The organism is Enterococcus sp. AZ191, from assembly GCF_051713845.1.
GTDB classification, from domain to species: Bacteria; Bacillota; Bacilli; order Lactobacillales; family Enterococcaceae; genus Enterococcus_B; species Enterococcus_B durans.
The window spans coordinates 660,001-683,769 of the sequence record NZ_JBIOQS010000001.1 but is presented as its reverse complement, the minus strand read 5'-3'; the positions used below and the strand labels follow the sequence as shown (position 1 = coordinate 683,769).

Below are 23,769 nucleotides of genomic sequence, written 5' to 3'. Positions count from 1 at the left end.
ACTCCTTAGTAACTTGGATACGGTAAATATACATCCGACTGATTTTGTTGTTTTTCTTCGACTAGTTCAGCTAATTTTTGGTTATCGAATGTCAATTCAAAAACAGCAGTTTTATCATCTGTATCTAGAAAATCCAATAAATCGCTTTGTCCTTCAGCTAATACTTCATCTAAGTACTCGATCAAGGCATCAACCACAGATTTTTTCAAGCCTTTTTTCCCTTCATAAGGAATGACTGCCAAATAGTCTGCTTCATCAAAATTAGATTTTTGTGGATCGAATAATAAGATACCATCTTCAAATTCAATGACATCTTCTTCTGATACGACACCTTCTGCATCATCAATCTCAAAGTGTGCTTTATTCTCAGCAAATAGACGTACAATAATCTCAATCGTATGATTTTTCGTATCCCAATCGAGTGCTACATCATAATCAGTAATCGTTTTTTCAATCACCTGATCTAAATAATCAAGTAAGTTTTCTTTTTTCATTTTACTTCCTCCAACCCCAGTTTTCATCGATCTGGTTCTTTTTTTGTAACGAAATGTACGGATTCCCGGAAACAACAAATCGTAATAGCATTGCTGTCCATTCTCCCTTGTTAGGTATTCCAATCCTAGGCAACGCACTAATTTTTTTCGGTTCTCTTTTTTTTTCATAAACCAAATGTAATGGACTATCTATAATCGATTTTCCATAAAGTTCTTGCGGTATTCCTAATGCGGCAACTAGTTTTCCCGGTCCGTTACTGATGTCCGGACCTATTTTTCCACCTCTATTAGCACTCATCTGTTCGATACCTGTCACAGGCTCGATTGCTCGGATCATGACCCCTTGAGGAATTCCTTCAGGTTGCGTAATAATATTTAAAATGCGATGCGTATGCATCGTGTAAAGATAAATCGTTCCTGGCTTTTCATACATTGCCGCTACTCGTGGTGTCCTTCGCATACCAAAACTGTGTGCAGCCTCATCATCTGGTCCAAGATAAGCTTCCGTATCTACGATATATCCGCCAACAATTCCTTTAGATGTAGAATATTCTAAATACATACCTAGTAAATCTCTTGCCACTTCAGGTGTTGACTTACTCCCTAAAAGTTCATCTAAATTCCGATTATCCATCATTCTATTCACCTCCCTTATCATACACAAATTTAATCGGATAAGCTATGAAAACAGAGGCGTAGGATAGTAAAATCAACTATCTTTCTTCTACTGAGAATATCTGGGAAAACAAGATAAGGAGATGCATAAAAATATGCGCTCTCCTTATTCGTTGATCTACCTTTATTCAAAGAAACCTCTACTATTTGCCAATCACCAATCTTCTGGTATACACTGCTTGTCCTGAATGCATCACTGCATCATCAATGATGGAAATGATTCGATCTCCTCTTGTTACTGGAGGTGTCCAATTCGTATCGATCACTTCGCTAAAGCTTGCTTCATCTACATTCTCTAAATAATCATTCGCCAAGTGGATACTGTCATTTAAGTAATCAATAAGCAATTGTTTTTCTTTTACGACCACTTTTTTAGCTTCTTCAGGAGTATGCTGCCAATCTTGCGTATCGTCAGGTAAATCCAATGAAAATTTTTTATTCCAACCAGCGCTTATCCATAGTGGTTCGCTTCCGTTCAGCTCTGAAATCTGATAATCGATTTCTCGAGCTGTATGCCAGATCAGCCATGTAACGGATTTGATCAATGGCTTAGGCATCGTATTTGCTTCGGTTAAATCCATTTGATCCAATGTTTCTTCAAAACGTTCACGCGCTCTTTCCAATAGTTTGATTTCAAATCGTGTATTCCCCATTGTTTCCCTCCTGATCCATTTTTTATTTGTTTATTCTATTTTACACCAAAGAAAATAAAAGAGAACGGATTCTGTTTTTCTATGTAATCACTCACACCTTCCAACAATTATGAGAGTGGGACAAAACTAAAAATCAGTTTTGCCACAGACTTTAACTTCGAGTAAACGGCGGCCAAAAGTCAGTTTTTTCGGAAATTTCGAAAAAACTGACTTTTGTCTCGACCTCATCCTCTCTTTAGTATCCGAACTTACCTAATTCACAGTATCTTTTCTACTATGCTATAATTAACGTACGAAAATCAAAAGGAGGAGTTTTTTATGCAACAACCCTTAGCCTATCGCATGCGTCCTCGAACGATTGACGAAGTTGTTGGGCAAACGCATTTAGTCGGTGAAGGCAAAATCATTCGCCGAATGGTTGATGCAAAAATGTTGTCTTCCATGATTTTATATGGCCCGCCTGGAACCGGAAAAACTAGTATTGCTAGTGCGATTGCTGGCTCAACGAAATTTGCTTTTCGAATGCTGAATGCGGCCACAGATTCAAAAAAAGATTTGCAGATCGTTGCTGAGGAAGCAAAAATGAGCGGTACAGTCATCCTTTTACTTGATGAAGTCCACCGTCTAGATAAAACAAAACAAGATTTTTTACTTCCTCATTTAGAAAATGGGCGGATCATAATGATCGGTGCCACAACCGAAAACCCATATATCACTATCAATCCCGCTATCCGTAGTCGAACCCAGATTTTTGAAGTCAAACCTCTAGATGAACAAGATATTGAAAAAGCGATCCATACAGCTCTGCATGATAAAGATCGTGGGCTTGGTCAGCTTAGCATAGAGTTGGACGGTCAAGCATTGCTTCATTTATCACGCGCCACGAACGGAGATCTTCGAAGTGCGTTGAACGGATTAGAGCTTGCCGCACGTTCAACTAAACCGGATCAATCAGGGATGATCCATCTAACTCTTCCTGTCATTGAAGAATGTGTGCAGAAAAAAGCATTGACCCATGACAAGAACGGTGATGCCCATTATGATGTGATTTCTGCATTCCAAAAATCTATACGCGGAAGTGATGTAGATGCCGCCCTTCACTATCTTGCCCGCTTAGTCGAAGCAGGAGATCTAGCAAGTATTTGTCGGCGTCTGATGGTCATTGGTTATGAAGATATCGGTTTGGGGAATCCTGCAGCAGCTGCTCGAACGGTCAATGCTGTTTTAGCTGCGGAACGTCTGGGACTTCCGGAAGCACGCATTCCACTAGCAGATGTTGTTGTCGATCTATGTTTGTCACCTAAATCCAATTCTGCTTATACTGCGTTAGATGAAGCAATCTCTGATATCCGCGCCGGAAATGCTGGCGAAGTCCCTGATCATTTACGTGATAGTCATTATCAAGGCGCTAAAGCATTGAATCGAGGAGTGGGCTATCAATATCCGCATAACTTTGAAAATGCCTGGGCGAATCAACAATACCTACCTGATAAACTGAAGCATGCGCAATATTATCATCCAAAAGATACTGGAAAGTATGAACAGGCACTAGGACAACAATATTATCGTATCAAAGACTGGAAAAAAGAACTACCTAAACATGACTAAGTGTGTATTCTATTTTTCTGAGCGCTCTCATTGCTCTTTTTATTTTCCTGTGCTACTATAGGAGTGGGAAATCTGTGATGTTCGAATTGTCCTCTTTGTGTGTTGACCGAACATTTTTATTGATATCTTGGGACCTGTCTTGTGTCACAGCTGGTAACACGCCTTATCATTTGGTAGTTCGATGCTACGACCATGGGACCCACCTGCTTGAATTCGCGGGATCAATACTACAGGACGAACACCGGCATTAACGGAGATTACCATTTTTTTAAGATCTAGGGGGCTATGCCATTTTTGGTACAGCTCCCTTTTTCATCTTTGAAAACTATCTAACCTTGATCGATAGTTAGAATTTTGGAGGAATTCATATGATCCAACTGTTAATGGGCATTGCCACACTACTATTATTATTTGTCAGCTATTATTTATTAAAAAAACAGCCTATCTTTTTTATATTAATCGAAAAAACAGAAAAAAATCAAGTTTTCTTGCAATTTTTTGGCGCCATCTATGCCTTTTTAGGAATCTTAGGTATAGTCGTAGCTTTTTTCAATCAACGGTTTATTGCTCTATCCTATTTGATCCTCGTCATTCTCGTAGCTTCCGTGTTCAGTATCAATTTTGCGAAAAAAATGGCTAAACCAAACAGTAAATAATTCTCTTTTTTTCAGAATTGTTTTACAATAGGTATGTAAAGATGTTTTATCTGAAGGAGTGAACGCATATGTTACAACAATACAAAAAAATCATGGTCGCCGTAGATGGCTCTGAGGAAGCAGAATTAGCTTTTCAAAAGGCTGTTAACGTCGCTATAAGAAACAACGGGGAGCTATTATTAGCACACGTCATCGATACTCGTTCTTTCCAAACAGTCTCTTCATTTGATGGGATGTTGGCTGAGCAAGCAACTGAAATGGCTAAACAAACTCTTGCTGATTATGAAACCAATGCTAAAAAAGCTGGGTTGAGTAAGGTGACTACAATCATCGAGTACGGGTCTCCTAAACAAATTATTGCAAAAGAAATTCCTGAGGATAACCAAGTAGACCTTATCATGTTAGGTGCGACAGGATTAAACGCTGTTGAACGACTATTTATAGGTTCTGTTTCAGAATATGTTATTCGTAATGCTGCTTGCGATGTCCTTGTTGTACGTACTGATTTAGAGAACCAATTACCCAAGAAAAAGGATAAATAAGCATAAAACTGTTTGGTGAGAGAATTATTCTCCCATCAAACAGTTTTTTGTATTTTAAGTTCACTCATTGATGAGCACATCTGAACACAACAACTTACATAAAATCTCCTCCACTAAAATAGAATTTTAGCGAAATAAGCAAACAAACTGTGATACTGCGTTGTATTAGCGACGTTTTTATCTTTGCGCTTATATCTTTTTATAGAATAAATGAGCGTCAAAAGGGATATGACAAGAGTTGTCATATCCCTTTTTAAATAATTAGCGTTCTAGAAGTAACTTCTATCACAACTTCATTTGTTCATTCCTCAAAGGTATACTTCATGAGTTTTCGATTTTAAGATCAAGCTTATTTACGCAAGCGCTCAACATCACGAGCGATCATTAGTTCTTCATCTGTTGGAATCACTAATACTTTTACTTTTGAGTCTTTTGTCGAGATATCTAAATCTTCTCCACGAAGTTTATTCAATTCAGGATCGATTTCACAGCCAAACCATGTCATTCCTTTAATGATTTCACTACGAACATGTCCGTCGTTTTCACCGATTCCAGCAGTAAAAACAATTGCATCTACACCATTCATGGTTGTAACATACCCACCAATGTATTTACGTATACGGTCAACGAAAACGTCATAGGCCAAGTGTATATGTTCTTTTTCATAGTTTTTCTCAAGATCACGCATGTCACTTGATAAGCCCGTTAAACCTAAAAGACCGGATTTTTTATTCAAGATATCAACCATTTCGTCGATACCGATCTCTAATTTATCCATCAAATATGGTAAAACAGCTGGATCAATGTCTCCAGAACGTGTGCCCATCGTTACTCCTGCAAGTGGCGTAAAGCCCATCGAAGTATCTACTGATTTTCCACCATCAACGGCTGTGATCGACACACCATTTCCAAGGTGACAAGTAATCAATTTCAACTCTTCAATCGGTTTATCGAGTAATTTAGCTGCTCGTTCAGAGACATATCGATGGCTCGTTCCATGGAAACCATATTTTCTAACTTTGTAATCTTCGTAATAAGAAACAGGTAAACTATATAAATAATTGTGTTTTGGCATTGTTGCATGAAATGATGTATCAAAAACAGCTACGCTAAGAATGTCTGGTAATATTTTTTTGAACGCTTTGATCCCCATTAGATTTGCTGGGTTATGCAAAGGTGCAAATTCTGCTAATACTTCGATTCGTTTCATGACATCTTCATCAACGATCACAGAATCTCCATAAGTTTCACCACCATGTACGACACGATGTCCTACACCAGTGATTTCATCATACGAGCTTAGAATATGCAGTTCAATCAAATGATCTAATAGCATTTTTACTGCTATTTCATGGTCTTCAATATCCATGATTTGTTCGAATTTTTGATCTTCGCCATACTTAATAGTAAAAATAGAATCTTGTAATCCAATTCTTTCCACAATTCCTTTAGCGACTACGGTCTCTTCTGGCATTTGATATAACTGCCATTTCAAACTTGAACTTCCAGCATTGATTGCAATTGTTTTAGACATATTACTCTCCTTCTAGTTGAATGATTACAGAGAAGACGATTTCCATGTTTCAAATTCTTTAAAAAATTCGGTCACCTTCTCTGGTTTCTTTAGTGAATCAAGTTTTACAAGCAACACTTCTTGTGCTTGTTTTGCATTTGGCCCTTTTCTTTGTAAAATCAAAATACTTTTTTGTGATTGCTTGTTTCGGAACAATTCGTCTGGTAATTGAATCATCCCCTGTAGATAACCTTCCTCTTTAAACCATTTCTTCACATTTTCACTTTGTTCTGTTTCTAAAAAGTTACTTGGCATCAAAAATAGACCAAATCCATCTGGTTTGACATATTTCATCGCTTGTTCTAATAACAGATGATGTGCATAGCTGTGGCCTACCTTGGCGCTTGTTAAAAATTCTTTTGCTTTTTGATCATTCGGATAATAACCGATCGGTAAATCACTGATTGCAACGTCAACTGGATCAACCAGTAAATCTTGTAATCCATCTTGGTGGAAATATTGTACATTTGCTTGGATCAAATCGCTCGTTGAAGCAGCAACTGCTAGCAATGTATCATCGATCTCTACACCAACCCCTTCCGTTTGATATCCTGCGTTCGTTAGATTTAAAAGAACTGTTAATAACAAGTTACCCATTCCTGCCGCAATGTCTAAAACTCTGACTGGCTCTGTCTTTTTTGTGAACAGTTGCTCAATTAAGAAGACGAATAAAAAACCAATACTATCTGGAGTTAACTGGTGGTTTGCTTGCAGATGTTCAGTCTGTGCCCCCTTTAGTAACAGTAGTTGAGACAGACGACGCCATTCTTCTGGCTCAAAAGATAATTGACTGAACTCTTCATAGATCGCTGAAATCTGTTTTGTGATCTCTTCAGTCGGCACCCCATCCACCACACGTACTTGATAGTTATCGATTAAGTTCTCAGCATTTTCGACATAGGCTTCTAAAAAGGAAGTTCCCAATGCATTTTGTAAAAGCTGAATCGCTTTTAGGTTTTGTTCAAAACCCTGTTCCATTTTTTCTGGTAACATGGTGCACCTCATTTCTAGATATATTATAACAATTATTTTACCTGTTTAATTTTAACGAAGAATCGACAAAATTTCAATCGTTTTCACACTTTTTTATTTGTGAAATAATAAACACATATATCAGAAAAACAGCGCTGTAACAGAAAAGAGGGCGTTTTCATACATTTAGTCACAAACTGTATCACAATCTGTACCATTATTTAACTTTTCCGTAAATTTGAAAGTATATGGTAGAACTTCAATGTGGAACTCTACTTCGTTATTTTGTTGAGTGTAAAAAACGATACCAGTAGAATATTGATATTTTCCCTTTACTTTTTCATTGGTGATTCTTGATAATGCTAATTGTTTCATTATTTTGGCTATATAATATTTCTCAGTTCGCTGATTGATATCGATAGTGAGCCGATAATTTTCTAAAATAACTAACATCAAGGAACTACACACTAAGAAAATCAAAAGTGTGGTTATCAAGCTATGCGATTGATTATGCCGTTCCATTTTTACTTTTTGTCCAAACGCCTTCATACTCCTCCCCATTTTCAAAAGATATTAAAAAAGTCACTGTTGTCTCATTTTCTTTTACGATCCATGTATTAACAGCTGTCAGCATGGGTTGATGGCCTCCATTTCGACCTCGTTTGCGTATCATATTTTTGTATTGCTCGATATAATAAGCTTTATCGGAGATTTCATAATAGACACGATCCTCTTTGACTAGGATATTTTCACCATGTTTTATTTCTTCTTCAAACTGCACTAAAAAAATCAACCATTCTTTTTGGTCTTTTCTTTGTAAATACTTATTTACTTGATTTGCTTGATTGATCAACAAAATCAGCGATAGGAAGATACTGCTTAAAACAACTAATGAAACCAGACATTCGATCAGTGTAAAGGTAGGTTTATTTTTGGAGGATCTCAATGGTATCCTCCTCCTGCGTGATTTTCACTTGTTGTATCCCATTTTGGTTTGACTCAATCACTGTTTTACTTTTCGGCTCAACGATTGTCCTACTAGGTAACTGTTGATGTTTCCGAAATGTTTTGACATCTTCATATAATCTACGTACTAGCAAAACTCTTCGATTGTTTTGCTTGTCTAACTGTAATAAAAATCGATTACTTGAACTTACCAAATAGATACAGGCAACTGTGACTGTTAACGCCATCAGCGTTTCTAATAATACAAAACCACTTTTATTCGACTTTTTTAAGATAATGACCACTTCCTATTTGGAATTGATAGCTGATCAACTGTTTTTCTTTCTTCCAGTAAAACTGATACGCATTTAAGGAACTTTCGTTTCCAGTTTTTGCAGCAAATATAAGTGTTGGGGCCCTTCTCACTTCAATTTCTTTGGGTATCTTCAACATTGACCACCTGCTCATTTGTTGTGGAACTGTAAAAATAATCTGAGCTTGTTTGTTATCATAGGCGATCGTTGTGTTTTCCTGGTTAACGATTGCTGCTTTTTGTGTGGCATAAATTCTTCTTTCAAATTGATCAAAGAACTGATAGGCAGCTAATCGTGTTTGCCACGATGAAATAGAAATGAATGGAAAGATAAACAGAGTTGATATAATGAATAGAACAAGTAGAGTTTCTAGTAATGTATGCCCAGGCGGGTCATGCTTACTTTTTATTATAAGCATCTGCATGTTCTTGTTTGATGTACCCTTCTTTCAATAACTCAGCTATCGTAGGGACCTTTCCGTTATTTTGTAACGAGTATAGCTCCTTTTGTGCATCGATCAATTGAAGCACAGCCGCCCTTCCTTCTTTATTTACATGATCCCGATACCGCGAAATATTAGGAATAAATAACAAAACTAAAGCACTGATCACCAGTAATACAATAAGCATTTCTATCAGTGTGAAACTGGCAAGTTCCCGATTAAAAAAAAGTCTTTTTTTCTTGGTCATGCTCATAATAAAACCTCCTCGATGTTTCCATATACAGGCAGTAGAATTGCAGCATAAATCAGTAGGATCAAACCAGCGATCCCGAAAAAAAACAGTGGTTGTATCCAATGGAGTATTCGATTGATCTTTTGAAAAAAATGCCGTCTGGTCAATGAGCTATAAAATAATAACTCCTTTCCAAGTTGTCCCTTTGCTTCACCTTGTAAAATAATTTGACTAAAATCTTCGGTAAAGAATGTATAACTTTGAAATTGTTCAGCCAAAGGAATCCCTGATTCAAGTCCTTTAGTTAGTCGAAAAGCCAGTAATTGGATCAAACTTCCTTGTCTTGTTTCCTTCAAGCAATAAATGATTTGACGTAATTCTAATCCTTCATAGAATAATTTTCCTAATTCAAGAGCAATATAAGAAGATTGATAGAGTGAGAACATTCGCCCGAAAAATACTAGTTGACTAAACCAAGTATATTTTTGTATAACATCCATTTTAGTCAATCGAACCTGAATAAAAATCAGTAGAAGTCCCCCGACCAAAAATACTCCAAGCAAATACCAATGGAAAGTTTTTAGAAATACTATCCCCCAATGAGAAGCTGCGACCATATCCGTAGCAAGGAGTTGTGGCAAAACCATTTGCTGTAAAGCAGCAAGTATTCCCAGCAAAAAAAACAATAATAGACAGGGATAACTGATCATTTTTTTCAATTCTTTACGAAATTCTTCAACCAATCGAAATTGTTCAGCTATTCCTTTCAATGTTTCAATTAAATTCCCATGCGTCTCTGCTAACTCGACTTGCACTAATTTTTCAGAGCTGAATCCCATTTGTTGCAATACATCATAAAATGGATGTCCTTCCTGTAGCAACCGCTGTGCATTTTGTAAATGGATCTTGGTTATTGCTTGGATTTTTAAGAGGATCGTTATTGCCTCTTGGATACTGAATCCATTCAAGAGTAATTCTCCCATCAATTGAATATATTTTGCTTGTTCTTTGATAGGCATTTTTTTAAAACGTTGTGGTCTGCCAACACGCTTTTTTTGCCTCTTCACGACTTTCTTCCCACCCCTTCTTTACAAATCCACTATATGAGAAATCATAGGCCCACAAAACTGCTGCCGATTGAAATTGATCCAACAAAATTTCTTGGTAGATCACCCCTGCTAAACATTCAAATAAATCTTGGTTTTTTCCCATCAATTCAGTCATCCTAGCTTCTACTCCCTCTAGACAACGGGCGTGTACAGTAGCATAGACAAGATGTCCAGTCAATGCTGCTCTCACCGCAGTATCCGCTGTTTGTTTATCCCTTATCTCCCCTATGATCAATAAGTCCGGCCGGTGCCGCAATGAAAGTTTCAGGAGTTGTTCATACGTTTGGTCGATTTTATTATTAACTTGTAATTGCAGAAATAATGGTTCTTCGATTTCTACTGGGTCCTCAATTGTAATTACTTGGAGGGTCGTTTCACGTGCTAAATAATACATCAAGGATGTTTTTCCTGAACCAACAGGACCACTGAATAAATAGAGACCTCTTTCTTTCGTATAAGTATCGATCATTTTGAAATCACGTGGGCAAAAACAACGAAAATGCTTTGCTGACAAATCGTACAATAAACGAATAACCAAGCTTTCTCTTTGTAAATAATCACCCACCGAAGACAAACGTAATCTAATTTGTCTTTCTTCCAACGGATAAGTCAACGAACCTAGTTGTGATTTTCGCTTTTCACCAATATCCATTTCTCCTAAATACTTAAATCGAGAAATCAATTGTTGTCCTAATTCAAAAGATACTTCTTGTTGAAATGTTCGCTTTTTACTATATCGATAATAAATAGTAAACCCTGATCCACTTGGTAAAATATAGATATCTTGTACATTCTTTTCAAAACTTTCTTTGATTAGTTCATTCGAAAAAACTTTTATGTCCATTCGCTTCCCTCCATAAAAAACATACGTCTTTTTCCAACTTTTATTTGTATTCTGAATTATTCTTTTAAAAATCATTGGCAAAATCCGAATTTATGTTATACTAGTAAAAATTTATTTTGGAGGGTCTAAAGTGGATTCATTACTCGAAAAACATATTTTAATTGCTGGAAAAAAACAACTCGCAGATCTAGTCATCAAAAACGCAAAAATTATCAATGTTTTTACAAAAGAAGTCATGGAGGCTGATGTTGCTATCTGTGATGGGGTGATTGTTGGAGTAGGAGACTACGAGGGAAAACAAATTTATGATGCGAAAAATAAATATCTGGTACCAGGTCTAATCGACGGCCATGTACACATTGAAAGTTCCTTATTATCACCAAAAGAATTCGCGAAAGTTTCACTGATCCACGGGGTTACTTCCGTGGTTACTGATCCTCATGAAATTGGAAATGTTGCTGGAAGTACAGGTCTTGATTTTATGATCGATGATGCTAGAAGTATTCCGATGAATATATTTGTCATGTTGCCTTCTTGCGTCCCAGTCACACCATTTGAAACAAATGGGGCGACTCTCGATGCTGCTTCATTTATCCCATTCCTGGAACGGCCGGAAGTCCTCGGTCTTGCAGAAGTCATGAATTATCAAGCAGTCGCAACGAACGAGGCAACAATTATCGATAAATTACGATTAATGAAGAATAAAAATAAAAAAATCGATGGTCATGCTGCTGGTATCCACGGAGACGATCTAAATGTTTACTTGACAGCTGGTATCCGTACAGACCATGAGGCAACAACTGCTGAAGAAGCCAGAGAACGTCTGGCATTAGGCATGTATTTGATGATTCGTGAAGGAACCGTTGCAAAAGATCTTCACGCATTATATCCAGCAATCACTCCCGAAAATTCACGTCGCTGCTTATTTGTCACTGACGATAAATTGATTGACGATCTCGTTTCTGAAGGATTAATCGATCATATTATTCGGCAGGTGATCCAATTGGGAATGGACCCACTACAGGCTATCCAGATGGCTACTTTAAATGCAGCAGAATGCTTTGGACTTGACCATTTAGGGGCGATTGCTCCTGGATATCAAGCTGATTTCTTCTTAACCGATGATTTAACTACTTTACCGATCGTTGATGTCTTCACCCAAGGAAATTTAGTAGTGAAACAAAGCGAGATAATCCAAGATAGATTTCCCACACAATTAAATCCATTTACAGATAACTTACCCGCAATGAATGTAAAACCCTTATCTAATACCTCTTTTGCTCTACCGATACACTCAGAGCAAGCACATGTGATTGAAATCATTCCCAACAGCTTATTGACGAATGATTTGATAGAAATGGTTTCTGTAAAAGACGGATTCTTTGAACCTTCGATCGAAAATGATTGGTTAAAGATCGCAGTTATTGAACGCCACCATCAAACAGGAAATATCGGTGTCGGTATCGTCAAAGGATTCCAATTGAAAGACGGTGCGCTTGCAACGACAGTCGCTCATGACTCCCACAATGTCGTTGTTGTAGGAACGAACGATGAGGATATGCTCTATGCGGCAAACCAGTTGATCAAAAAAGGTGGAGGAATGATTGCTGTCAAAGCTGAAAAAGAATTAGCTTGCCTCCCATTACCAATTGGTGGCCTAATGTCCCAAGATCCTTTTTTAGAGGTGAACACGCAGTTGGTTTCTCTAACCAAAGAAGCCTATAAACTAGGAGCAAGTCAAGCCTTCGATCCCTTTTTGACTCTTTCTTTTTTAACTTTGTCTGTCATTCCTGAGTTAAAAATCACTGATAAAGGGTTGTTCTCCTTTTCTAAATTCAATTTGATCGAACCTTCGATCGAAAAAGGATAATCTACTTTTCTAGGTACTTAATAAATAAAAATTGAAAATACAAAGAATGTAGGACAAATCTAAAAATCAGGTTTGCTACAGATTCTCGAATAAACGGCGTCCAAAAATCAGTTTTTTCGGAAATTTCAAAAAAAAAAAGAACGTGGAACAAAAGTAAGAAACACTTTTGTCCCATTCTTTAAAAACGAATAAACGGTGGGAGCAGAAGCAATTCCTGCTTAAATAAGCCGAACTTCACAAAATTTGAAAAGCAATTTTCGTGAAGTTCTTCTTATTTCTCGGAGTTAAACACTTCTGTCCCAACCTCTTTTCTTTCCAATTTCTCAAACCTAAACGACTTTTGTCTTGACCTCTTTATATTTTTCCGTACCGCTAAATCATGATAAACGATACTTCAACTTATTTTGTTTTATCTATAAATTGTGATTCAACTCGATAAATCCTTTGTCCTCTTGAAGAAAATTTTTCTTCATATTCAGTCATGATGTTTCCTTCAAAATCACTTTGGTGCAGATCAAGCCATACTTGCTTGATGACCATTCCATATTGAGAAAAACTTGCTAGTGAATATTCAAATAACCCTTGATTGTCTGTTTTAAAGTGGATCTCCCCTTCAGGACGTAAAATCTGTTCATCCACAGCTAAAAAAGTTTTGTAGGTCAAGCGACGCTTTTCATGTCTTTTTTTAGGCCATGGATCAGAGAAATTCAAGTAGATTTGGTCTACTTCACTATCTGAAAAATACTCTGTCAGTGCTGAGCCATCGACATGCAATAGTTTCAAATTAGGTAATGGTTCTTCAAGAAGCTTGTCTAAAGCGATCGACACAACGCTCACTTGCATCTCCACCCCGATATAATTGATTTCTGGGTGTGCTTTTGCCATTCCTGTGATGAATTGTCCTTTTCCCATACCAATCTCGATATGGATTGGTTGATCATTTCCAAATAGTTCGTGCCATTTCCCTTTCCATTTGGTAGGCTCACTGATGACAAGATCTGGGTGTGCTGCTAACATTTCTGCAGCTCCTGGGCGATTTCGTACGCGCATGAAACTTTCCATTCCTTTCTTAGTTAAAAAAATAAAGATCAGATAAAGTGAAGTTAAACTCTTCTGATCTCAAATTAAAAATACACATGTTTTATTTTTGTTTTTTTCTGGTGATGCATCGGTATTTACGACTTTTATCAACCGCTGAATACCCGCTTCAGCTGTAGAATTTCTTCGTTCATTCTCCGATGATCATCACGTTTACAATATCTAGTGATCTCTTGAAGCAGATTCATTGCAGCATACCAATGCAATTTCTCAAGTATTTCATCTGTCGGTCTGATACCATAACTGATAAGCCACTGATTCCAATTAGACAACGGTACATAATTCCCTAAAATCGTGGCGAGATCGACCGCAGGATCCGCAAACATGATTGAATCCCAGTCAACTAGATATAAATAATTTTTACATACTAACCAGTTACGATGATTCACATCTCCATGAACCACTGCAAAATCTTCTTTATCCGTATGTGGAAGCTGTTGACGTAAAAACTGATGAACAATTTGTAAGAATTGATTGTTTTTAAGCATCTCAGGTAAATCTAATTCATAGTGCTTCAACATTTTTTCTGGAGTCATTACTTTACCGCCAATACGTGTCAGCATTGTCTTCAATGATGTTGAGTGATGTAAATGATACAATACATCAATGACGTCATTTCTTTGCCCGATTTCATTGGGTGTCAATAAACGTCCTTCTAACCATTCTTGTGCTGTTAAAGTATCCCCATTCCCAGTACGTTTTGTCCATACTAGCTTTGGCGTGATTCCTTCTCGGGATAGTGCAGCAAGCATTGGAGTCGTGTTTCGTTTAATAAAGACCCTGTCTTCATCACGCATGCCTATGTATGTTTTTCCCGTATCACCTTTGATGGGGCGTAAACGCCATTCTTGGTCTAACTGAAACTCCATCATGCATTCTCCCGTCCTCTTAACTCTATGTTTTGCAGTACTTATTATTCTAGTCGCCTAAGCCGCGAACGTCAAGCACATATACGTTCTTTTTCCATCATTTAGCTTCAAAAAACCATCTTTTATCAAAAAAAGAGAACGAAAAGAGGTTGGGACAGAAGTGTTTAACTCTGAGAAATAAGAAGAACTTCACGAAAATTACTTTTCAAATTTTTGTGAAGTTCGGCTTATTTAAGCAGGAATTGCTTCTGCTCCCACCGTTTATTCTTTTTTAAAGAACGAGACAAAAGTATTTATTACTTTTGTCCACGCTCTCTTTCATCCTCTTTTTTTCCGTTTTTTATTCTTGTATCTCTTCAGTCATCCATTTTTTTGAGTCTAGCGGGAGCATATAGCCCAACAAACAGTCCCGCAGCCATTAGATAAATGATCAGAGGGATCAACTTTTCCACTCCACTTAGGACGATGGCAGCCAGCACCCCAAAAAGAATTGCTACTGCAAGAAGTACACCTAATAATAATTTTTGAATCGCTCGTTTCTTCTGCTCTTCTTGGATTGGGTATAGTTTAATGAGTGTCATATAGCGAAATTGATTGTATAAAGGAAGAAGCTGAAATCCAATCAGGTAAATGAATAATGCTCCGATACCACTGATAAAATAAATGTCAGACATACTGGCTATCAGAATACCACCGATCAATGTCAATCGAAAAACAAGCCCACTAAAATCAGTTCCTCTAACAAATCTTCTCATATAAAGGTAATAATATGTGTTCGCTGGTGTTTTACTGATTCTTTCTAACAAAGAATCGAAGTACTTTCTTCTTTTAACTTTGGAAGTGATTTCTGGAACATCCGTAAAAAGATTGATGAATTGATAAATTTGATGTAAACGATGTTCTTCGATCTGCACCATTTTTTCCCAATCCAAACGGCGATCCATTTTTTTCCATAAGAACCAGCCATAGATAACAGCTTGAGCGATTGCACCTACAAATCCTATCCAAATCCAGTACAAAGAGAAAAAGAGCATGAGTAAGCTAGACACAGCCCATGCACCTTTCCACACAAGTAACTGGCGGTTGTCGATCCGAAACACTTCTGCTCTTTTAATTTGTAACTGACTACTTTTCATACACCAAAGCATGATCAAATAAAAAAAGAAGACTGTAAAAGGTCGCCCCGTAGAAACAACGAGTAAAGGCATAGAAAAACCACAAATCAAGCCTAAAAAGATGAACGGAAAAATACATGAATAGCAAAAGGCTTGCTGTAAATAGCCACGCATTTCTTCTTCTTTAGGTAATAGAAAAACAATATCAGCCGCACGAGTAAAAGAAGCAAACTTTCCAAAATATAGGCAAAGAAGCCAAAATACAGAAAGGATCACTCCGCCTAATTGAAAAGGGGTAGTTAGCGTTTTTAGCCAATTAGAATAATAGAAACCTACCCCACCGATTAGAAATAAACAGATCAGTACAAAGTGATCATTTAGGACATACCGCATATATTTCATCATTTTCTTTTGATGCTTCGCTAATCGTAATTGAAAAAAATTATTCATCTTGCTGCTCCTTTGTTAAAGAAAGATAGATTTCATCTAACGAAGAACCAGGTAGTTTAAATTTCTCTTGCAGATCGTTCAACGTTCCATCCGCACGTATCTCTCCATTATGTAACACTACAAAGCGATCACAATATTTTTCTGCTGTTGCTAAAATGTGTGTGGACATCAAGATGCCCGATCCTTCATTTTTCATTTCCACCATCAATTCCAGTAACGCATTGATTGCCAAAGGGTCTAACCCTAAAAAAGGTTCATCAATGATATATAAGGAAGGCTCAATTAAAAAAGCACATAAAATCATTACCTTTTGCTTCATTCCTTTTGAAAAGTTAGCTGGAAACCATTCTAAGCGATTCTCTAAGCGGAAGGTACGCAATAATTTTTTCGCTCTTCTCATCGCAGTTTCAAGTGGAATACCATATGCCATCGCAGTAATTTCAATATGCTCTCTTAAAGTGAGTTCTTCATAGAGAGAAGGTGTTTCGGGAATATAACCGATTTGTTTTCGATAAGCTTCCGTATTTTTCTTCAAAGTAAGATCGTTGATTGAGATCGTTCCTTTTTTTTGCTCCAAAAGCCCGATAATGTGTTTGATCGTTGTACTTTTCCCAGCACCATTCAACCCGATCATTCCCACCATCTCACCTGGATTCACCCTGAAACTGATATCTTTTAAAACGGGTAGATGACCGTAGCCCCCCGTGACATTTTCTAATATTAAACTCATAAATTTTCCTCCGTAAGTATACTGCTTTTATTATACCACGAAGAAAATTGAGTCAATTTATTTTTTTTCATACATTCCTTTGAACTTATGGTAAAGTTAAACTAAAGAATTATTTTTAATGGAAAGGATGTTTCAAATGGAAAACTGTATCTTTTGCAAAATTATCAATCAAGAAATTCCTAGCTATAAAGTCTATGAAGATGAAAAAGTATATGCCTTTTTAGACATTTCTCAAACAACAAAAGGTCATACTCTTATTGTTCCCAAGAAACATGTTTCAGATATTTTTGACTATGATGAAGAATTAGCAGCAAATGTTTTTTCACGAATCCCTAAAATTGCCCGCGCAATCGAAAAAGCTTTCCCAGAAATGGAAGGTCTAAATATCTTAAACAATAATCGAGAACTTGCTTATCAGTCTGTCTTTCATTCACATATCCACTTGGTACCTAGATATAGCAAAAAGGATGACTTCTCTATTCATTTTGGCAATCATCAAAAAGATTATACAGCTGAGACCTTGGCTAGTATCCAAAATGCCATCCAAGAGCAGGTGAATACCCATGATTAAAAATTTTCTCAAAGGTCTTGTCTTTGGCGCAGCAGTTGGTGCAACATCGGGTCTACTATTCGCACCGAGAAGTGGAAATGAGACCAGAAAAAAACTAATCACTGAAGTCGACGAAGCAACTGCTTTGACGAACGAATTAAATAACAGTCTTAATCATTTTAAGCATGCCTTAGTAGAAACAAAAGAAACCGCAAATTCTGTTATTCCTGCTTTCCAAAATGCTATGAAAAAGGATATTGAAAATTTTAAATTCCAAGCAGAACCAAGGATTGCTCAAATCCAAGAACAGGTAGAAAAATTGTCTCAAGAACTTCCGAACGACTTACAATAATACATTTTTTTAATAATCAAGGGACATATTTTATCATTTTTTAAAATTTAAATGGTGAATGTGATGAAAATTTGAATTTTATTTGAAACTATCGTAAGAACGGTTTTATTGAGAATTTTATGTGGTATAGTTGTATATGTAAAAATAATAATAAATTACAGGAGAGCAGAATTGAATGAAAAAAAATAAAATAATTTTAGCAGCAACTAGTGCGTTGGCTGTGTTGGCACTAGCAGCTTGTTCAGGTAGTACAGATAAAGATATTGCAACAATGAAAGGTGGAACCATCACTGTTTCAGATTTTTATGATGAGGCAAAAACTTCTTCTGCCAATCAACAGTTAGTTCAAAATATGATCATTTATAAGGTTTTCAATAACAAATATGAAGATAAAGTATCTGATAAAAAAGTCAATGCCGAGTATGACAAACAAGCAAAAAGCTACGGCGATACATTCGAATCTCAATTGGAAGCAGCTGGCTATACAAAAGACAGCTACAAACAAACAATCAAAAATAATCTAGTCTTACAAGCTGGAATCAAGGATCACATCAAGCTGACTGACGAAGATTTGAAAACTGCATGGAAATCTTTCCATCCAGAAGTAGAAGCTCAAATCATTAAATTAGGTAGTGAAGATGATGCGAAAGATGTGAAAAAATCAGCTGACAATGGTGATGATTTTACAAAATTAGCAAAAGAAAAATCAACTGACACAACAACAAAAGAAGACGGTGGAAAAGTCAAGTTTGATTCTCAAAGCAAGACTGTTCCTACAGAAGTACAAGAAGCTGCATTTAAACTGAAAGATGGCGAAGTATCTGATGTCATCACTGCTACAAATGCAAGTACTTACTCAACTGATTACTATGTAGTAAAAATGGTGAAAAACCAAAATAAAGGCAATGATATGGACAAGTACAAAGATGAAGTAAAACAAATCGCTACTGATACAAAACTGAATGACCAAGATTTCCAAACAAAAGTCATTTCAGAAGAATTAAAAGCAGCGAATGTTAAAGTGAAAGATGATTCCTTCAAAAATGTCCTAAGTGCATTTACTACAGAGTCAGGTAGCAAGAGCACTTCCGATTCAGAAAAAGAATCAACTAAATCTTCTGAAACAAAAGAAACTGAATCAACAAAAGCTTCAGATACTGAAGAAAGCACTACAGAATCATCAAGCAAATAAACAAAGGGAATGTGGAACAAATCTAAACATCAGGTTTGCTACAAACTCTCGAGTAAACGGCGTTCAAAAGTCAAGCTTTTTGGAAATTTCAAAAAAACGAACAATACAAAAAACGTATTGTTCGTTTTTTTCTCCAATTTCTCAAACCTAAACGATTTTTGTCTCGACCTCTTTTTACCAATTGATTCCTAACATTACAGTAATAATGAGTGAAAAAGTCATTACGATTCCTAGAAATATCCCTATCGTTGTCAATGCAATCAGTCCGATTTTTGAATGATTTCTGATTTTATACGCCATGTATAGCAGACAAAGGGCAAACAATAATCCTAGTAACCAAATCAACAATAGCTTTTTCCGATCATCAAAACTTTGAATAACTTGTTCCAATCGTCCCACGCCCCAACTGAATGATTCTCTAAATAAGTATAATCATACACATATTTGTTTTACAATAAAAAAATGTTTAAGACGAAATAAAAGTACATATCATGCTAAAAGGACCACCAAGAGTTAAATCAAAAATCTAACTCTTGGTGGCCTCTTTATTCCTGCAAAGTTGACTACGTACTTTCTATTTATATATCTTTAGGTACATAAAAACTACGATTGTCCATCCCAAAAATACGATCTGTGTATTTACCTGGCTCTGTTTGTCGTATAGAAGTCAGCATCATTTGCATTGAAGCATCGATGTTATCAATTTGATGTAGAACTTCTGCCTCCATTATCCGAGGCCTTACTGGCGATCCATATTCTAATAACCCATGATGAGCCAACACCATATGTCGCAAAACTAAAATATCTTCATCCGCCTCATTGATTTTCAATGCCACACAGGCCTTTGTAATTTCCTCGTCCACTAATACCAAATGGCCTACAAGGTTACCAGCCAACGTATATTCTGTACTCATTGGCCCTGATAGTTCAATAACTTTTCCAAGATCATGCAAAATGATTCCTGCATATAATAGTGCCCGATTCAATTCCGGATACTCATCTGCAATGGATTTGCCTAAGTGAAGCATGGTCAGTGTATGATAAGCTAGCCCACTAGCGAATGCATGGTGGTTTCGTTTAGCTGCCGGAAACTCAAAAAATTGTTTTTGGTACTTGTTGAGTAAATGACGAACAATTCGATTCCAGTGAGCATTTGTGATTTCAAACAATAATTGATTGATTTCTTCTTCCATTGCTTCTTTTTTCATTGGTGCTCGTTCCATATAAAGACTTGGTTCACTTGGTTCATCGATTTTCGTTAAACGTATGTGTAAAATTTTCACCTGAGGGTTTCCTTGATAAACTTCTCTTTTACCATTAAGGAACACCACTGTCCCAGCAGTAAATTTCTTTATTTCATCTTCAGAGGCATCCCAATATTTTCCGTCAATTGTTCCCGATGTATCTTGAAAAGTAAATGCGATAAATTTTTTCCCGTTTTTTGCGATTCTAACATCAGCATTTTTTATTAGAACAAACAGTTCAAACTGTTCATCAATAACTAATTCACGAATTTTTTTCATTATTTGCTCCTTCTAGTATATTTACAGCTTGTTTTAGCTCTTGGTAATAGCTTACCATTTCTTGGTCAGAAGAAAAACAAATTACCTGATACTTTTCCCCAAATTCGGCTAAAAGTTTTGCCAATTGGTACTTCCGCTGATGATCGTAATGCAACCAACCATCATCTATGATGATCGGACAAATAGAACGCTTAGCTTCTAATGATAGATAAGCAAATCGCATAGCCATGATCAGCTGATCTTTCGTGCCCGTTGATAGCTCATAAATTGGATACTCCGTACTACCATCTGTTAATGTCAATGTGTCATTTTGTAATAAAATTTCGTAATAATGGTCTTTAGTCAATATCCCTAAATAATCACCTGCAATTTTTAATAGTTGAGGGAGTTGCCGTTCACTCATTTCGGTTGAAAGATCACCTAAAAATGTCGCTGCAATCGCTAAGCCGCCCCACTCTTCGAATAACTGTTCCAATTGTGATTTTATTAAACTAGCTTCTTGGTATAACTCGTCTAACGTCCCATCTCTTTGAAGTTCCTCTACCTGTATTTTCAAGCGTTGGCGTTTTTCGATGATTTCTTTTTCCTCTAATTGGTAGCGGTACTGTTCTTGCTGATACGTATGCAATTCTTGGCTCAATTGTTCTCTTGTCTTGCTCTTTGGAAAAAGCGACGTTAGCATTTCCGTTAATTCAGTCAATCGCTTAAGATGAGTTTTTGTTTGTTTTGCCTTTTGCAGATACACAGGTACTTCTGATGGATACATAAGTCCAGCTTTTTGTAATTGTCCGTTATACTCAGCCAACAATATTTTCTGTTTCTTTTTTAGCTGATTGATTTCTTGCTTCAATAATGTATTTTGTTGATAACTTCTCGCAAATTTCAACTGTTCCATCGCTTCGACAAACTGAGCAAGTAATCCCATTTTTTCAGTCAACTGCCGATCATGTATTGGTAGCCATTCCTTCACGATCTCCAATTTACTTTCGACTAGCAATAGCTTTTGTTTGATTTCCTTTACACGTACCTGTTTTTGTTCAAATAGCTCCAGTAACCTTCGGTAATCGGATACTTCCTGCCCATAAGTTCTCATCACTTCAAATGTATTCATCTGTGCCAAGTGATTCCTAGAAGAAAACTCTCCTATTTTTTTTTCGAATACTTGCTGTTCAGTGAAGTATTTTTTATTCTTCTGGTTAAGTTCTTCTATTTGAGCAAGTACACTGTCTAATTGCCCCAGTTTTTCTTGCCACATTCCTTTAACTTCAGCTAGATTGCTCTTTTGTCCTGTTTCTCTTTGTTTGTACAAATAATAAGCCACGTTCCCTACTACAAATAAGAACGGTATGAGCTTCCAAGGCATGGGAATAAAAAACGCAATCATTATAAATATCGCCGAAATGACAATTAACTGTAGGTTCATCTTCGACTGACTACTTACCGGTTGGCTATTTATCAATTCTGGATGCTCTTCTTCTATTTTATTTATTTCCGTTTCAAGTGCTAGTTGCTGTTCTTCTACGATCTCAGAGCGGATAGACAATTGATTCATTTTTTCACTTAATGATCGGTGCTCCGTTAACAGTTGCTGCCATTCTTCAGTATACAAGAATTCTTTTGGTCCTTGCTGCCTCAACCAATGCCAACGTTGCTCTAAAATTTTCAGTTCAGATTCTGTCTCTCTTTCTTCTATTTGAAGTCTTTCCCACTCTTTGAGAGATTGTTCCACTTGATTTTGCTGCTTTAGTATTTCTTTTAATGTTTCTTCATTTTCTAAATAAAAATAATAGCGAGCAGATTGCTGATCCATGCCACTATGTTTTTCGAGAGTCGTTTCTAATTCATCTAGGCGCTCCGTCATCTGTTGATACCGTTTAGAAAAATCCTCGAGGTCTATCAATAATTTTTCTTCTGGAACTTCTGATAATGACTTGCTTTTTAAAGTTTGCCATTCTTCATATAAAGGATAATTAAGTTCTTGCTGTTTGATCTGACTGATTTTTTCATTTATTTTTTGAAGTTTTTCTTGTAATACTGTTTGTTCTTGACTATAATTTTGTTCTTGTTGCACTAACTGACTGAAATAAGCTTCTTGATTTTGTTTTTGTTGAACTTTTTCTTGTAACAACTTCCATTCATTCAATTTCTGATTAATGAGCAATTTTTGCCCCTTCTTTTTAAATAGCTGCTGGGCTTCTTGAAAATAATCCTGTCTTTTTTGGAAAACTTGCGAGCTACCAGTAATACCTAAAGAAATCAAAGCATCATGTAATTCCTTTTCTCTCAGGTATTCCAGCTCGGTCAACTGTTCTTGTTGGAAAGTAAAAACCTGTTGAAAGAGTTCCTTTGTTAAAGGCGTGATCAGTTTTTGTAATAATTCATCACTGCCTACCTGCTCATTAAAACGTACCTTAGCTTTGCCTCGGTTTTGTTGCTTGTAGCGCTCAACCATGATCTCTCCATAAACAGGATGTTCAAGCCAAAGCTTTCCTCCATAAGCGGAGCCATCTTTAGGAGTGTAATCCTTTTTCTTCTTTCCCTTTGAAGGAAAGCCAAATAAAATAGCTTGAATAAATTGATAGATTGTTGATTTACCAGCCTCATTCTCCCCATAAATCAACTGATTCCCAGAAGTAAAGTCAAAGCTTTTTTGTCGCCACTTGCCAAAAGCAGCAATTTCTATTCTTAAGATTCTCATTCTTTATCCTCCTCGAACACAAAATCTCGATCGAGTAATTCTTTTGCTCTATTTAATGTTTGCTCCTGATAGTTTGGTATATCATGGATTAATCGAAGAGCTTCTGAATGACTGTACATTTCATTTAAGATTTGTTGAAAAATCTCAGGTGAATGATATGTCTCAAATAGTTGTTCCAATAAATCTTCTGACACCGATAAAGAAACTCGATTCGGCAATTCTTCATTCACAATAGTAATACGCCATACATAGATATTTATCAG

The 23,769-nt window shown here is 36.5% G+C and carries 27 protein-coding genes and 1 other RNA gene (1 of these 28 only partly in view); 8 read left to right on the top strand and 20 right to left on the bottom strand.

Translation table 11 applies throughout. The annotated features are described in order from the left end of the window. Window positions 1-5: 5 nt before the first annotated feature. The 3 genes from IGI47_RS03335 to IGI47_RS03325 form a co-directional block, all read right to left on the bottom strand. A complete protein-coding gene (locus IGI47_RS03335) occupies window positions 6-494 on the bottom strand; it encodes a DUF3013 family protein (protein ID WP_438783326.1) in 489 nt (162 codons plus the stop codon). Window position 495: 1 nt separating this feature from the next. After that, window positions 496-1,131 carry a DNA-3-methyladenine glycosylase gene (locus IGI47_RS03330; protein ID WP_438783325.1) on the bottom strand — a complete coding sequence of 212 codons (636 nt, stop codon included), beginning with the start codon at window positions 1,129-1,131 and terminating at the stop codon, window positions 496-498. A gap of 181 nt (window positions 1,132-1,312) precedes the next feature. Continuing rightward, window positions 1,313-1,822 (bottom strand): DinB family protein, encoded by a 510-nt coding sequence (locus IGI47_RS03325; RefSeq protein ID WP_438783324.1) that lies wholly within the window; start codon window positions 1,820-1,822, stop codon window positions 1,313-1,315. A 318-nt stretch (window positions 1,823-2,140) separates the two neighbouring features. On the opposite strand from IGI47_RS03325, the gene IGI47_RS03320 reads away from it, so the two are divergent. The 4 genes from IGI47_RS03320 to IGI47_RS03305 all read left to right on the top strand — a co-directional run bounded on the left by IGI47_RS03320 (window position 2,141) and on the right by IGI47_RS03305 (window position 4,628). Continuing rightward, a complete protein-coding gene (locus tag IGI47_RS03320; protein WP_438783323.1) occupies window positions 2,141-3,430 on the top strand; it encodes a replication-associated recombination protein A in 1,290 nt (429 codons plus the stop codon). A 66-nt stretch (window positions 3,431-3,496) separates the two neighbouring features. Beyond that, a non-coding RNA gene (gene ssrS / locus IGI47_RS03315) (6S RNA) lies at window positions 3,497-3,691 on the top strand. A gap of 107 nt (window positions 3,692-3,798) precedes the next feature. Beyond that, window positions 3,799-4,086: a hypothetical protein gene (locus tag IGI47_RS03310; RefSeq protein WP_438783322.1), complete on the top strand. Its 288-nt coding sequence runs from the start codon at window positions 3,799-3,801 to the stop codon at window positions 4,084-4,086. A 68-nt stretch (window positions 4,087-4,154) separates the two neighbouring features. Further along, window positions 4,155-4,628 (top strand): universal stress protein, encoded by a 474-nt coding sequence (locus IGI47_RS03305; RefSeq protein WP_311930233.1) that lies wholly within the window; start codon window positions 4,155-4,157, stop codon window positions 4,626-4,628. Window positions 4,629-4,977: 349 nt separating this feature from the next. On the opposite strand, the gene IGI47_RS03300 is transcribed toward IGI47_RS03305, so the two are convergent. The 9 genes from IGI47_RS03300 to comGA form a co-directional block, all read right to left on the bottom strand. After that, window positions 4,978-6,162, bottom strand: coding sequence for an acetate/propionate family kinase (locus IGI47_RS03300; protein ID WP_438783321.1), 1,185 nt, complete (start codon window positions 6,160-6,162; stop codon window positions 4,978-4,980). A 24-nt stretch (window positions 6,163-6,186) separates the two neighbouring features. Next, a complete protein-coding gene (locus IGI47_RS03295) occupies window positions 6,187-7,194 on the bottom strand; it encodes a class I SAM-dependent methyltransferase (protein WP_438783320.1) in 1,008 nt (335 codons plus the stop codon). Window positions 7,195-7,359: 165 nt separating this feature from the next. Next, complete coding sequence (comGG, locus tag IGI47_RS03290; RefSeq protein WP_438783318.1) at window positions 7,360-7,722, bottom strand: competence type IV pilus minor pilin ComGG; 363 nt, start codon at window positions 7,720-7,722, stop codon at window positions 7,360-7,362. Continuing rightward, on the bottom strand, window positions 7,682-8,119 hold the full coding sequence (gene comGF / locus IGI47_RS03285) for a competence type IV pilus minor pilin ComGF (RefSeq protein WP_311930229.1): 438 nt from the start codon (window positions 8,117-8,119) through the stop codon (window positions 7,682-7,684). Before comGF ends, comGG begins: the two co-directional genes overlap by 41 nt. Next, a complete protein-coding gene (locus IGI47_RS03280; RefSeq protein ID WP_192918935.1) occupies window positions 8,100-8,366 on the bottom strand; it encodes a hypothetical protein in 267 nt (88 codons plus the stop codon). The genes comGF and IGI47_RS03280 overlap by 20 nt, the downstream gene beginning before the upstream one ends. Before the next feature lie 28 nt (window positions 8,367-8,394). Then, window positions 8,395-8,856, bottom strand: coding sequence for a competence type IV pilus minor pilin ComGD (gene comGD, locus IGI47_RS03275; RefSeq protein WP_438783317.1), 462 nt, complete (start codon window positions 8,854-8,856; stop codon window positions 8,395-8,397). Next, complete coding sequence (gene comGC / locus IGI47_RS03270; RefSeq protein WP_438783316.1) at window positions 8,831-9,127, bottom strand: competence type IV pilus major pilin ComGC; 297 nt, start codon at window positions 9,125-9,127, stop codon at window positions 8,831-8,833. Before comGC ends, comGD begins: the two co-directional genes overlap by 26 nt. Beyond that, a complete protein-coding gene (gene comGB / locus IGI47_RS03265) occupies window positions 9,124-10,173 on the bottom strand; it encodes a competence type IV pilus assembly protein ComGB (protein ID WP_438783315.1) in 1,050 nt (349 codons plus the stop codon). Before comGB ends, comGC begins: the two co-directional genes overlap by 4 nt. Then, a complete protein-coding gene (comGA, locus tag IGI47_RS03260) occupies window positions 10,130-11,059 on the bottom strand; it encodes a competence type IV pilus ATPase ComGA (RefSeq protein ID WP_438783314.1) in 930 nt (309 codons plus the stop codon). Before comGA ends, comGB begins: the two co-directional genes overlap by 44 nt. A 130-nt stretch (window positions 11,060-11,189) precedes the next feature. On the opposite strand from comGA, the gene ade reads away from it, so the two are divergent. Then, entirely contained in the window at window positions 11,190-12,929 is a 1,740-nt protein-coding gene (ade, locus tag IGI47_RS03255; RefSeq protein ID WP_438783313.1) for an adenine deaminase, read from the top strand. Window positions 12,930-13,328: 399 nt separating this feature from the next. Here ade and trmB read toward each other — a convergent pair whose 3' ends face one another. The 4 genes from trmB to IGI47_RS03235 all read right to left on the bottom strand — a co-directional run bounded on the left by trmB (window position 13,329) and on the right by IGI47_RS03235 (window position 17,191). Beyond that, window positions 13,329-13,979, bottom strand: a complete 651-nt coding sequence (trmB, locus tag IGI47_RS03250) for a tRNA (guanosine(46)-N7)-methyltransferase TrmB (RefSeq protein WP_438783311.1) — start codon at window positions 13,977-13,979, stop codon at window positions 13,329-13,331. A 137-nt stretch (window positions 13,980-14,116) separates the two neighbouring features. Next, a complete protein-coding gene (locus IGI47_RS03245) occupies window positions 14,117-14,899 on the bottom strand; it encodes a phosphotransferase family protein (RefSeq protein WP_311930225.1) in 783 nt (260 codons plus the stop codon). A 353-nt stretch (window positions 14,900-15,252) separates the two neighbouring features. Beyond that, entirely contained in the window at window positions 15,253-16,461 is a 1,209-nt protein-coding gene (locus tag IGI47_RS03240) for an ABC transporter permease (RefSeq protein WP_438783310.1), read from the bottom strand. Continuing rightward, window positions 16,454-17,191 (bottom strand): ABC transporter ATP-binding protein, encoded by a 738-nt coding sequence (locus IGI47_RS03235; RefSeq protein WP_311930223.1) that lies wholly within the window; start codon window positions 17,189-17,191, stop codon window positions 16,454-16,456. Before IGI47_RS03235 ends, IGI47_RS03240 begins: the two co-directional genes overlap by 8 nt. A gap of 136 nt (window positions 17,192-17,327) precedes the next feature. Between IGI47_RS03235 and IGI47_RS03230 the strand changes: the two genes are divergently transcribed. From IGI47_RS03230 to IGI47_RS03220, 3 genes are all read left to right on the top strand, one after another. Next, the gene (locus IGI47_RS03230; protein ID WP_311930222.1) at window positions 17,328-17,762 is read left to right on the top strand and encodes an HIT family protein; all 435 of its coding nucleotides are present in this window, start codon (window positions 17,328-17,330) and stop codon (window positions 17,760-17,762) included. Further along, entirely contained in the window at window positions 17,755-18,093 is a 339-nt protein-coding gene (locus tag IGI47_RS03225; RefSeq protein ID WP_311930221.1) for a YtxH domain-containing protein, read from the top strand. The genes IGI47_RS03230 and IGI47_RS03225 overlap by 8 nt, the downstream gene beginning before the upstream one ends. A 175-nt stretch (window positions 18,094-18,268) precedes the next feature. Then, window positions 18,269-19,285 (top strand): peptidylprolyl isomerase, encoded by a 1,017-nt coding sequence (locus tag IGI47_RS03220; RefSeq protein ID WP_311930220.1) that lies wholly within the window; start codon window positions 18,269-18,271, stop codon window positions 19,283-19,285. A gap of 174 nt (window positions 19,286-19,459) precedes the next feature. Here the strand turns inward: IGI47_RS03220 and IGI47_RS03215 are convergent, their stop codons facing one another. The 4 genes from IGI47_RS03215 to IGI47_RS03200 form a co-directional block, all read right to left on the bottom strand. After that, on the bottom strand, window positions 19,460-19,684 hold the full coding sequence (locus IGI47_RS03215) for a hypothetical protein (RefSeq protein WP_438783309.1): 225 nt from the start codon (window positions 19,682-19,684) through the stop codon (window positions 19,460-19,462). 179 nt (window positions 19,685-19,863) lie between these two features. Then, window positions 19,864-20,808: a 3'-5' exoribonuclease YhaM family protein gene (locus IGI47_RS03210; protein ID WP_438783308.1), complete on the bottom strand. Its 945-nt coding sequence runs from the start codon at window positions 20,806-20,808 to the stop codon at window positions 19,864-19,866. Beyond that, window positions 20,792-23,506, bottom strand: coding sequence for an ATP-binding protein (locus IGI47_RS03205; protein ID WP_438783307.1), 2,715 nt, complete (start codon window positions 23,504-23,506; stop codon window positions 20,792-20,794). Before IGI47_RS03205 ends, IGI47_RS03210 begins: the two co-directional genes overlap by 17 nt. After that, window positions 23,503-23,769 carry the final stretch of a metallophosphoesterase gene (locus IGI47_RS03200; protein ID WP_311930216.1) on the bottom strand. The gene runs 954 nt beyond the window's last position, so the window shows 267 of its 1,221 coding nt (coding positions 955-1,221); its start codon lies off the right edge, out of view; it ends in the stop codon at window positions 23,503-23,505. Before IGI47_RS03200 ends, IGI47_RS03205 begins: the two co-directional genes overlap by 4 nt.